At 65.2% G+C, this 12,144-nt stretch carries 9 protein-coding genes; 6 read left to right on the plus strand and 3 right to left on the minus strand.

All coding sequences use genetic code 11. The features are described from left to right. Positions 1-323: 323 nt before the first annotated feature. Positions 324-2,267: a GAF domain-containing sensor histidine kinase gene (locus tag O0880_RS16020; protein ID WP_289887422.1), complete on the minus strand. Its 1,944-nt coding sequence runs from the start codon at positions 2,265-2,267 to the stop codon at positions 324-326. A gap of 181 nt (positions 2,268-2,448) precedes the next feature. Between O0880_RS16020 and O0880_RS16025 the strand changes: the two genes are divergently transcribed. The 5 genes from O0880_RS16025 to O0880_RS16045 all read left to right on the plus strand — a co-directional run bounded on the left by O0880_RS16025 (position 2,449) and on the right by O0880_RS16045 (position 10,189). Beyond that, entirely contained in the window at positions 2,449-3,999 is a 1,551-nt protein-coding gene (locus O0880_RS16025; RefSeq protein WP_289887423.1) for a C13 family peptidase, read from the plus strand. Positions 4,000-4,041: 42 nt separating this feature from the next. Next, positions 4,042-4,422 (plus strand): cation efflux protein, CzcI family, encoded by a 381-nt coding sequence (gene czcI, locus O0880_RS16030; protein WP_289887424.1) that lies wholly within the window; start codon positions 4,042-4,044, stop codon positions 4,420-4,422. A gap of 106 nt (positions 4,423-4,528) precedes the next feature. Beyond that, a complete protein-coding gene (locus O0880_RS16035) occupies positions 4,529-5,767 on the plus strand; it encodes a TolC family protein (protein WP_289887425.1) in 1,239 nt (412 codons plus the stop codon). A gap of 10 nt (positions 5,768-5,777) precedes the next feature. After that, positions 5,778-6,983: an efflux RND transporter periplasmic adaptor subunit gene (locus tag O0880_RS16040; protein ID WP_071325528.1), complete on the plus strand. Its 1,206-nt coding sequence runs from the start codon at positions 5,778-5,780 to the stop codon at positions 6,981-6,983. 23 nt (positions 6,984-7,006) lie between these two features. Next, positions 7,007-10,189, plus strand: coding sequence for a CusA/CzcA family heavy metal efflux RND transporter (locus O0880_RS16045; protein ID WP_289887426.1), 3,183 nt, complete (start codon positions 7,007-7,009; stop codon positions 10,187-10,189). 27 nt (positions 10,190-10,216) lie between these two features. Here the strand turns inward: O0880_RS16045 and O0880_RS16050 are convergent, their stop codons facing one another. Next, complete coding sequence (locus tag O0880_RS16050) at positions 10,217-10,729, minus strand: hypothetical protein (RefSeq protein WP_071325530.1); 513 nt, start codon at positions 10,727-10,729, stop codon at positions 10,217-10,219. 365 nt (positions 10,730-11,094) lie between these two features. Here O0880_RS16050 and O0880_RS16055 point away from each other — a divergent pair, with 365 nt between their 5' ends. Continuing rightward, entirely contained in the window at positions 11,095-11,733 is a 639-nt protein-coding gene (locus O0880_RS16055; RefSeq protein WP_289887427.1) for a PEP-CTERM sorting domain-containing protein, read from the plus strand. Between the two features lie 84 nt (positions 11,734-11,817). On the opposite strand, the gene O0880_RS16060 is transcribed toward O0880_RS16055, so the two are convergent. After that, complete coding sequence (locus tag O0880_RS16060; protein ID WP_071325532.1) at positions 11,818-12,054, minus strand: hypothetical protein; 237 nt, start codon at positions 12,052-12,054, stop codon at positions 11,818-11,820. Between the last annotated feature and the right edge of the window lie 90 nt (positions 12,055-12,144).

Below are 12,144 nucleotides of genomic sequence, written 5' to 3' on the forward strand. Positions count from 1 at the left end.
CGTTTCCCGGATTAGCATGCGTACGTCGGATTACGCGGCTGCGCCGCTAATCCGACCTACGTGGCTGCTACAAGGACGCCTGGCCCCTCGAGCGCGTGGTCAGCTACCTGCGCGAAGTGAGCGGCAGCCACCTCGATCCGCAATATGTGGAGTTGCTGATTGCCAACCTGGATGAGGCGCTTGCATTGAATCAGCGTTTCCCGGATTAGCATGCGTACGTCGGATTACGCGGCTGCGCCGCTAATCCGACCTACGTGACTTCGGCCCAAGCCCCAAACACGGGCGTTCCGGGCCAGGCGTCTCCGGCCCGCCGTTTTCAGTTTTCAAGCGCTTTTCGGCTCCAGCGGAAAACGGATTTTATAGTGCAACCCCATCCCCGGCGCGCTGACCACCTTCACCGTGCCGCCCAGCGGCCCCGTCACCAGGTTGTACAGGATGTGCGCGCCCAGGCCGCTGCCGCCGGAACCGCGTTTCGTCGTGAAGAAGGGGTCGAACAGCTGGCCCAGGGTGGCGCTGTCCATGCCCATGCCGTCGTCGCTGTAGTCGAGTTCCAGCATGTCGCCGGCCGTCCTCGCGGACAGCTTGATCCTGCCAGGCTCGCCTTCGGCAAAGCCGTGCACGAGCGAATTGACCACCATGTTCGTGACGATCTGCGACAGCGCGCCCGGATAGCTGCGCAGCTGCACCTCGGGCGCGCAATCGATATCCACCTTGACGGGCTTGCCCTTGAGCTTGGGCTGCAGCGAGAGCAGGATTTCATCGAGGTACTTGCGCAGGTTAAAGCTGCGGATGTCGTCCGAGGACTGGTCCACGGCCACCTGCTTGAAGCTGCGCACGAGCGCCGCGGCGCGCTGCGTATTGGTGGTCATGATGCGCAGGGTCTGGTCGATGATGTCGAAAAACTGCCGCAAACCGTCTTCATCGAGCTGGCCGCCGTCCAGCTCTTCGCGCGTGAGCTTCAATTCCTGCACCAGGTGGCTGGTGGCCGTCACGCAAATGCCCAGCGGCGTATTGATTTCATGCGCCACGCCCGCCACCAGGCGCCCCAGCGAGGCGAGCTTTTCCTGGCGCACCAGTTCCGACTGCGCCTCCTGCAGCGCGTGCAGGGCGCCGTTCAGGGCCGCGTTCTGCTCTTCCAGCGCCGCCTTGGCGTGGCGCATGGCGCTGTCGGCCTGGATGCGCGCCATTGCCACGGCCACGTGGCTGGCCATGAAGGCCAGCACGTCCAGTTCCGCCTGGCCATACACGACGGACGTGTCATAGCTTTGCACGATGATCACGCCATACTTGCGCTCGCCCAGCAGCATGGGCGCGCCCATCCAGCTGGCGATGCCGACATTGCCCAGCGGCTCGTCCATCTCGCCGCTGGCCACCAGCGCCGCGTAGCTGTCCGCATCGAGCAGGCAGGCCTGGCGGCGCGCCAGCACATACGAGCTCATGCCGATGCCGTAATGAAAGCGCTTGACGGGCGCCTGCGCATCCTTTTCATCGACAAAATACGGGATCGTGATGTCCTTGTTGTCCGGGTGATACAGGGCGATGAGGAAATTCTTCGCCGTCACCAGCTCGCTGATGATGGCGTGCAGCCGCGCATACAGGGTCGTCGCGTCGGCCGCCTGCGCCGACAGGTTGGCGATTTCATACAGCGCGTGCTGCAGGTTTTCCGCGCGGCGCCGCTCGGCCACTTCGTGGGCCAGCAGGGCCGTGCGCTCCTGCACCGCCTTTTCCAGCCGGTCCATGCTTTGCATGCCCTGCAGGGCGCTCGACACGTGGGTGGCGATCAGCGCGAACAGGGCCTGGTCTTCCAGGCTGAAACGGTGTTCGGCGTCATAGCTCTGGATGACGATGGCGCCCAGCACCTGCTGCTGCTGGTCCAGCAGCGGACAGCCTATCCAGTGCTCGGCCGCCGTGCCGCCGCCCCAGGCGCCGCCATCGATGGCGCGCATGGCGTCGTCGTCCGCCGTCATCACCAGCTGCTTGCGGTTGACGATGACCCAGGCCGTGGGCGACTGCGCGGCGCTGGCCAGGCGCACGCCCACGTCCGGGTCGGGCGCGGCGTCGAATTCGTCGACAAAGTAGGGAAAGCGCACGAGACCGTCGTCGCGGTCGCTCAGCGCCACATAGAAATTGGCCGCATACATGATGCGCCCCAGCGCCGCGTGCACCGCCTGCAGGAATTCGCTGATATCGCTGCAGGTACTCGAGCGCTGCCCGATTTCCAGCAACACGGTTTGAACGGCTTCCAGGCGGCTGAGACGGCTTTCCATGGGTGTACTTGTGCCTTGTGTCGATATGTTCTGAAAATCAATATTATCAGTTCAGCCCCTGCTTGGCACGGCCTAAAACCAGGAAATTGCCTTGAGACAAGGCAGCACACGCCACGCCGGCATTTGCCACGCTGGCGATACAGTGGCAGACTAGGCCCTCCCTACAGTTCAGATCGTCCTCATGACCGCCACGCTCCGCGCCGCCCTTCGCCCCTATACCCTCGCCGGCCTGCTGGCGTTTGCCGCGCTGGGCATGCCGCCGCTGTGCGCCGCACCGGGCGCGCGGGCGCCGGCGGCGGAAACGGCCGATGGCGGACGCTATTTCGGCCCCCTCGTCGACGGCAAGATGCATGGCCAGGGCCGGCTCGAATACGCGAGCGGCGCGTTTTACGCGGGGGGCTTCGCGCGCGGCGTGTTTTCCGGCCAGGGCCAGCTGCGCCAGGCCTCGGGCGTGGAATACACGGGCGCCTTCCGCCAGGGCGCCTTCGACGGCCTCGGGCGCTACACCTCGCCCAAGGGCGAGATATACACGGGCACCTTCGTCAAGGGCAGCTTTGACGGCCCAGGCCGCTTCCAGGGCGCCGACGGCGCCACGTTCGAAGGCAACTTCCAGCACTGGCGCCCGCATGGCGCCGGCAAGCTGACCGACACCGACGGCACCGTCTTCGAAGGCCAGTTCGTGCAAGGGCAGGTGCTGGGCAAGGCCCGCGTCACGACGGCCGACGGCATCCACTATGAAGGCCCGCTGAAAGACTGGAAATTCGAAGGCGAAGGCGTGCTGCGCACGGCCGACGGCGACGAATACCGGGGCGGCTTCAAGAATGGCCAGTTCGACGGCAAGGGCGTGCTGCGCTACGCCGTGGCGCAGGCCGACGGCCGGCGCGAAGACAGCGGCAACTGGACGGAAGGGCAGCTCGACGACCCGGCCGCCGACAAGCTCACGCGCGACAACATCGAACTGGCCCTGTACGGCCAGCAATCCTTGCTGGAACGCACACTGGCCGGTGTATTGCCGCGCGACCCGGCGAAGAAGATCAATCTGTACCTGCTGGGCGTGGCCGGCGACGGCGCGCAGGAAGTGTTTCACCGCGAAACGAGTTTCGTGCAGCGCCAGTTCGACCGCGACCATGGCACGACGGGCCGTTCCTTGACGCTCGTCAATAGCCGCAACACGGTGGCGCAGCTGCCGATGGCCACCCTCACCAGCATCCGCGCCAGCCTCGACAGCCTGGGAGCGAAGATGGACAAGGCCAACGACATCCTGTTCCTCTTCCTCACCAGCCACGGCTCGCCCGAGCACGAACTGGCGCTGGCGCAAAACGGCATGGACCTGCACAGCCTGCCCGCGCAGGAACTGGCCAGCATGCTCAAGCACAGCGGCATCCGCTGGAAGGTCATCGTCGTCTCGGCCTGCTATGCGGGCGGCTTCATCGCGCCCCTGAAGGATGACAATACCCTCATCATCACGGCCGCGCGCAGCGACCGCACCTCGTTCGGCTGCGACGACCAGAACGATTTCACGTATTTCAGCGAAGCGTATTTCAAGGAAGCGCTGCCGCACAGCGCAGGCTTCGCCGAAGCCTTCGACAAGGCCAAAGTGCTGGTGCAGGCGCGCGAAGCGGCCGATTTCAGCGCGGGCGGCGCGGACGCGGAAGAGCATTCGGAGCCGCAGATGTTCCAGGGCAAGGCCATCGGCGCCCACCTGAAGGCGTGGCGCGCCCAGCCGCGTTAAGCACAGCACGGCCGCCCGCCTTTCTGTACAATAGCCGTCACCATGCGTAAATTCTTCCTCATTTTGCTGCTGTTCGTGCTTCCGCTCCAGATGTCCTGGGCCGCGGCGAGCGCGTATTGCCTGCACGAGGAAGGCAAGGCGGCGCAGCACCTGGGCCACCACAACCACCAGCACAAGGCGGAGGCCAAGGCCGATGCGGACAAGCAGCCAGCCGGCGACAAAAAAGTAGCTGACAAGCAATCCAAAGGCCAGCCGCACAGCGACTGCAACGTCTGCCATGGCATCGGCCATGCCTGGCTGCCAGCCGGCTCCAGCCTGCCCGTTGGCGACACGGCGTCCGTGAATGCGGACACGTCGCCCTTCTTTTACGCCTCCCACATCCCGGACGTTCCCAAGCGTCCCGACTGGTCGTCGGCCGCCTAGGCCGACGGGACGTCCCCTCTTGTTACCTGCCGCCACGCGCCCCTGATCGTTCCGGGCGCCAACCGGCGCGTCCCGTCGAATTCATTTCCATGTTCTGGAGAATTCGATGTACCGCTCCCTCTCTCTGTTATTGCTCTCTGTCGGCCTGCTGGCCGGCAACTTTGCCCACGCGCAAACACCGCCGGAACCGGCCGGCCCGCTGACCCTGCCCGCCGCGCTGGCCCTGGCCGACGGCGGCAACGCCACCCTGTCGGCCGCCCGCCATGAAGTGGCGGCACAGGGCGGCGCCCTGCAGCAGTCGCGCGCCCTGCCCAATCCGGAACTGCAAACCGTGCTGGAAGACACGCGGCGCGCCACGCGCAGCACCACCGTGCAGCTGAACCAGTTGATCGAACTGGGCGGCAAGCGGGGCGCGCGCATGGCCGTCGCCCAGCGCGGCGAAGACCTGGCCCAGGCGGGCCTGTCGCTGCAGCAAGCCGACACGCGCGCCGCCGTCACGACCGCGTTTATCGACGTGCTGGCGGCGCAGGAAGGCTTGCGCCTGGCCGACAGCGCGCAGGCGCTGGCCGCCCGCGCCAGCGACATCACGGCGCGCCGCGTCACGGCCGGCAAGGCTTCGCCCGTCGAGGAAACCCGCGCCCGCGTGGCCGAAGCGAGCGTCAAGCTGGAACTGAACCTGGCGCGCAGCGCCCTGGCCAGCGCGCGCCAGCGCCTGGCCGCCCTGTGGGGCAACGCCACGCCCCGCTTCACCGTGGCGCTGGGGCGCCTGGAAACCTTGCCGGACCTCCCTGCGGCCAGCGAGCTGGCGGCGCGCCTGCCGCAAGCGCCCGCCGTGCGCCAGGCGCGCAGCGCGCTGGCGCAGCGGCAAGCCATGCTGGACGTGGAACAGCGGCGCGCCACGCCCGACGTCACGGTCAGCGTCGGCATGAAGCGCTCGGAAGAGCTGGGCCGCAACCAGGCCATCCTCGGCCTGTCGCTGCCGCTGCCCCTGTTCGACCGCAACGCGGGCAACAAGCTCGAAGCACTGCGCCGCAGCGACAAGGCCAGCGACGAGCTGGCCGCCGCCCAGATCGCCGTGCAAACGGCCGTGGCCGCCGCCAGCGAGCGCCTGGCCACGGCCAGGCTCGACGTGGAAAGCTTGCGCAGCGACATCTTGCCGGGCGCGCAAAGCGCCTACGACGCGGCCAGCAAGGGCTTCGAATTCGGCAAGTTCGCCTTCCTCGATGTGCTCGACGCCCAGCGCACCCTGCTGCAAGCCAAAAACCAGTACCTGCGCGCGCTGACCGAAGCACAGCATGCCGCCGCCGACATCGAGCGCCTGCTGGGCGCGCCCGCATCCCTGTAAGGAATAATCCATGAAAATCAAACTCGACAAGAAACAAGGCGTCGCCATCGGCGCCATCGTGGCTGCCGGCATCGTGCTGGCTGTTCTGATCCTCGGCACGGGCGGCTCCGGCAGCGCTCCCGCCCCCGCCGCCAAAGTGGAAGAACACGGTGAAAAGAAAGACGAACACGGCCACGCGGAAGTCGAAGGCAAGCTGGAGCTGACTGCCGCGCAAGGCAAGGCGGCCGGCGTCGTCATCGCCACGGCCGCGCCGGGCCGCATCCAGACCACGGTGGCCCTGCCCGGCGAAATCCGCTTCAACGAAGACCGCACCGCGCACGTCGTGCCGCGCCTGGCCGGCGTGGTGGAAGCCGTGCAGGCGGACCTGGGCCAGCTGGTGAAGAAGGGCCAGATACTGGCCGTCATCGCCAGCACGGAACTGTCGGAACAGCGCAGCGAATTGCTGTCGGCGCAGCGGCGCCTGTCGCTGGCCCGCTCCACGTATGAGCGCGAAGAAAAACTGTGGCGCGAGAAAATTTCGGCGGAACAGGATTACCTGCAAGCCCAGCAAACGTGGCGCGAAGCGGAAATCGCCGTGCAGAACGCGCAGCAAAAACTCAGCGCGCTGGGCGCCAGCGGCGCCAGCAAAGGGCCGCTGAACCGCTACGACATCCGCGCGCCATTCGATGGCATGGTACTGGAGAAACATATCACCTTGGGCGAAGCCGTCAAGGAAGACGCCAACATCTTCGTCATCTCCGACCTGTCGACCGTGTGGGCGGAAATCGCCGTGCCGGCGAAAGACCTGGCCACCGTGCGCATGGGAGGCAAGGCCGAAGTCAAGGCCAGCGCCTTCGATGCCAGCGCGCAAGGCACGATCACCTACGTGGGTGCGCTGCTGGGCGAACAGACGCGCACGGCCAAGGCGCGCATCAGCCTGGCAAACCCCGCCATGGCCTGGCGCCCCGGCCTGTTCGTCAGCGTGGAAGTGGTGGCCGGCGAAGCCGACGCGCCCGTCACCGTGCTGACGCAGGCGATCCAGACGGTGGAAGACAAGCCCGTCGTCTTCGTCCAGCTCAAGGATGGCTACCAGGCCACGCCCGTGATCCTGGGCCGCAGCGATGGCACCTTGACGCAGATCAAGCAGGGACTGGCCGCCGGCACGCCGTACGCGGCGCAAGGCAGCTTCGTCCTGAAATCCGAGCTGGGCAAGGACTCCGCCGGGCATGAACACTGATCACGTGGACAAAGGAAACCATCATGTTTGAACGCTTGATCCGCTTTGCCATCGCGCAGCGCTGGCTGGTGATGCTGGCCGTGGCCGCCATGGCTGGCCTGGGCATCTACAGCTACCAGAAGCTGCCCATCGACGCCGTGCCCGATATCACCAATGTGCAGGTGCAAATCAATACCCAGTCCGCCGGCTACTCGCCGCTGGAAACCGAGCAGAGGGTCACCTTCCCCATCGAGACGGCCATGGCCGGCTTGCCGAACCTGGAGCAGACGCGCTCGCTGTCGCGCTATGGCCTGTCGCAGGTGACGGTGATCTTCAAGGATGGCACGGACATTTATTTTGCCCGCCAGATGATCAACGAGCGCCTGCAGGAAGCCAAGGAAAGCCTGCCGGCCGGCATCACGCCGAAGATGGGGCCCGTCTCCACGGGCCTCGGCGAAATCTACCTGTGGACGGTGGAAACGCAAGACGGCGCGAAAAAGCCGGACGGCACGCCGTACACGCCGACGGACTTGCGCGAAATCCAGGACTGGATCATCAAGCCGCAGTTGCGCAATGTCACGGGCGTGACGGAAATCAATGCCATCGGCGGCTACGCCAAGCAGTACCAGGTGGCACCCTACCCGGAAAAACTGGCCGCCTACGGCATCAGCCTGCAAGACGTGGTGACGGCGCTCGAACGCAACAATGGCAACGTGGGCGCCGGCTACATCGAACGGCAGGGCGAACAGCTGCTGATACGCGCGCCGGGCCAGGTGGCGTCGAAGGACGACATCGCCAACATCATCGTCGCCAACGTGCAGGGCGTGGCCATCCGCATCCGCGACGTGGCCGACGTCCTGATCGGGCGCGAGCTGCGCACGGGCGCGGCGACGGAAAACGGCCGCGAAGTGGTGCTGGGCACGGTCTTCATGCTGATCGGGCAAAACAGCCGCGCCGTCTCGCAAGCCGTCGACAGGAAGATGGTGGAGATCAACCGCAGCCTGCCGAAAGGCGTGCACGCCGTCACCGTGTATGACCGCACGGTGCTGGTCGACAAGGCCATCAACACGGTGAAGAAAAACCTGCTGGAAGGCGCCGTGCTGGTGATCGCCATCCTGTTCCTCTTCCTCGGCAATATCCGCGCGGCCGTCATCACGGCCATGGTGATTCCGCTGGCCATGCTGTTCACGTTTACGGGCATGGTGCAATACCACGTCAGCGCCAACCTGATGAGTCTGGGGGCACTGGACTTCGGCATCATCATCGATGGCGCCGTGGTGATCGTGGAAAACTGCGTGCGCCGCCTGGCCCATGCACAGCAGAAACTGGGGCGGCCACTGACCCTGCAGGAACGTTTTCACGAAGTATTTGCCGCATCGCAAGAGGCGCGCCGCCCCCTGCTGTATGGTCAGCTGATCATCATGGTCGTGTACCTGCCCATCTTCGCGCTCACCGGCGTGGAAGGACGGATGTTCACGCCGATGGCCCTGACGGTCGTCATCGCCCTGCTCGGTGCCATGCTGCTGTCGATTACCTTCATCCCCGCCGCCGTGGCGCTGTTTATCGGCGACAAGGTGGCGGAAAAGGAAAACGCCATCATGCGCGCGGCCAAGCGCTGGTATGCGCCGCTGCTCGACAAGGTGATGCGCAACACGCCCGTCGTCTTGACAGGCGCGGCGGTGGCCGTCGTGCTGTCGGGCTTGCTCGCCACGCGCATGGGCAGCGAATTCGTTCCCAGCCTGAACGAGGGCGACATCGCCATCCAGGCCCTGCGCATCCCCGGCACCAGCCTGACGCAATCGCTGGCCATGCAGCAGCAGCTGGAACGCAAGCTGATGGACAGCCACAAGGAAATCGCGCGCGTGTTCGCCCGCACGGGAACGGCCGAGATCGCCTCCGACCCCATGCCGCCGAATATTTCCGACGGCTACATCATGCTCAAGCCGCGCGATCAGTGGCCGCAGCCGAAGAAGTCGCGCGAGCAATTGCTGGCGGAAATCGAGGCGACGGCCAGCAGCTTGCCGGGCAACAACTACGAGTTTTCGCAACCGATCCAGCTGCGCTTCAATGAGCTGATTTCCGGCGTGCGCAGCGACGTGGCCGTGAAACTGTTCGGCGACGACATGGCCGTGCTCGACGGCACGGCGGCGAAGATTGCCGGCGTGCTGGGCAAGATCCCGGGCGCCACGGAAGTGAAGGTCGAGCAGACGACGGGGCTGCCCATGCTGACGGTGCAGATCGACCGCGAGCAGACGGCCCGCTATGGCCTCAACATTGCCGACGTGCAAGCGGCCATCGCCACGGCCATCGGCGGCCAGGAAGCAGGCACCCTGTTCCAGGGCGACCGCCGCTTCGACATCGTCGTGCGCCTGCCCGACAGCCTGCGCAGCGACCTCGAGCAATTGAAGCGCCTGCCCATCGCCCTGCCCCTGGGCGCGGCGGCGGAAGGCCGTGCCCGCTTCATCCCGCTCGGCGAAGTGGCCAGCCTGCAGGTGGCGCCGGGGCCGAACCAGATCAGCCGCGAAGACGGCAAGCGCCGCATCGTCATCAGTGCGAATGTGCGCGGGCGCGATATCGGCTCGTTCGTGGCCGATGCGACGCAACAGCTGCAGGCGCAGGTCAGCATTCCTCCCGGCTACTGGACCAGCTGGGGCGGCCAGTTCGAGCAGCTGCAATCGGCCACCAAACGCCTGGAACTGGTGGTGCCGGTGGCGCTGGCCCTCGTCTTCGTCTTGCTGTTTGCCATGTTCGGCAACGTCAAGGATGGCTTGCTGGTCTTTAGCGGCATCCCGTTCGCCTTGACGGGCGGCATCATCGCCCTGTGGCTGCGCGACATCCCCATGTCGATCTCGGCGGCCGTGGGCTTCATCGCCCTGTCCGGCGTGGCCGTGCTGAACGGCCTGGTGATGATCGCCTATATCCGCCAGCTGCGCGAACAGGGCATGTCCCTGCAGGACGCCATCCGCGAGGGGGCCATCACGCGCCTGCGGCCCGTCCTGATGACGGCCCTGGTGGCGTCGCTGGGCTTCGTGCCGATGGCCATTGCCACGGGCACGGGCGCCGAAGTGCAGCGCCCGCTGGCCACCGTGGTGATCGGCGGCATCCTGTCGTCGACGGCGCTGACCCTGCTGGTGCTGCCGCTCTTGTACCGGCTGGCGTACCGCCGGCAAGAGGAGGTGGAAATGCGCACCGCGCCCGAAGGCGCGGCGGTACAGCTGAGTAAATAGGGCGAGAGGCGCGCTACCGCAAGCGGCTTAACCCGGCCGGCGGTAGCCGCCTTCGATCCAGTTCGCCGCCGCAGTGGCATTGAACTTGAAGGCGGCCGAGGTGCGCACCTTGGCGATCTGTTCGCCGTCGGCGTCGTAGGCGCTCAGCTCGGCGTACGGGTGGTCTTCATCGGGCACGATGTCGAACATCACCTTCACCTGGCCCTCGTCGGTGGCGACAAACAGGTTCTTGTGCAGTTGCGCATGCAGCTGCTGTTCATGGCGGCGCAGCACTTCCGAGGCCGTCTTGACCAGCGTGTTGAAGGCGTTGACGTCGAGCGGCTTCGGGTTTTTCTTGTCGCGGCCCATGGTCCACGGCCCCACCAGGGCCGGTTCCGGTTCGCCATCCTTGATCATGGCCACGGCCCAGCCTTCATCTTCCTCATTCTTGATCACGCGCGCCGTCCAGCCATTGCCCACCCACAGGCGCGGTTCCTGGATCGGGGCGTCACTGTCCTGCGCGGACGGTTCGTCGGAAAAGGCGGAGAAATCGGTACTCATGGGGGTGCTCGTGGTGGAAGGTCGGGGCTAGCATGATAGTCGAAATCGGCCGCCCGTGCCGTCTTGCCTTGCCGTAAGCAGCCGCCCGCCATAGTCGATCCCGGCAATAAGGCAAGGAGACAAATTAGTAGACTTATTCTAGTGATCGGGCTTTGATATTGCTCAAGTAAACCTATTATTCATTTGCAATCTGAATTGTGTTTTTTATATTTCAAATATTGCATTTAGTAATGCTTGGCCACAAGAAATTTCCCCCATGCGACGCCCCTCGCCCCTGTACGCCGCACGCATCGCCACGCCAGGCACTCCTTTCGGTCATGACCGCTGTACACAATATATATACAAACATACTAGAGGGACTCAACATGAAAATCTTGACTACGCTGGCCCTGGCCACGCTGACGGTCGCCGCAGGTACCGCAAGCGCCGTCCCCACCTTCACTGCCGGCGGCACGGCCCTGGCAGGAGAAGGCCTCGTCACCTCCGTCGCCGGCGCCACGACGATCAACTTCAACGATGGCTTATTGCCAAGCAACTACACGGGTGCCGTGTTTACCAGCAACCACCCCAGCTATGCCGCGCAACCGCCCAACGATTTGACGGCCTTCTATTCCGTCGGCGTTTCCGATGGCCAGATCACGCCGGGGATGGCCACCTTCAGTGGCGGCCTCAGCTATTTTGGTTTCTACATGGGATCGCCCGACACGTATAACAGCATCGTCTTCACCATGGGCGACAGCAGCACGGTCGTCCTGACCGGTTCGCAAATGGCGGCACTGGGCGGCGTCAGCCCGAATGGCGACCAGTCCGTCGGCCTGTACATCAACGCCTGGGCCGGCGAAGGAGCGAAATTCACCTCGATCGCCTTCCACTCGCCGAACACGAACGCGTTTGAAAGCGACAACCACGCCTACATCGCCGCCGTACCGGAACCGGGCACGTATGCCATGCTGCTGGCCGGCCTGGGCCTGCTGGGTTTCATGCTGCGCCGCAAAGCGTCATAACACGGCCATGCGCAAGCCAAAGCCCGCGACGCGGGCTTTTTTCACGACCGGCCATCGCCTGGACGGCAACGCTCTGGAGCAGCCTCAACACATGGACATGGCGGGCCGGTTCGGCCACGTCAGCGGCGGGCCCGGCGGTATCCAGCGCGGGTCGATGGCCGGCAGCGGCGCATGGTAGTTGAAGGGCGTGATGATGATCGGCGGAATCGCCGATGGCGCGCCGACGGGCTCGGCACAAGACTGCGTGGCGCTGCGCTGGCGCGTGCTGCGATGGTCCAGGGGGGATAGCGATTGATCCCCGGTATCTGCAAACAAAAGCATGTTGCCCTCCTTGCGAGACTGAGGTATTCAGTATAGGACGGCTTGCGCGTATTACAAGAAAAGAAATCTTGTTCCCGATCAGCGTTTCCT

This window comes from Janthinobacterium sp. SUN118 (assembly GCF_030397695.1).
Lineage (GTDB): Bacteria > Pseudomonadota > Gammaproteobacteria > Burkholderiales > Burkholderiaceae_D > Janthinobacterium.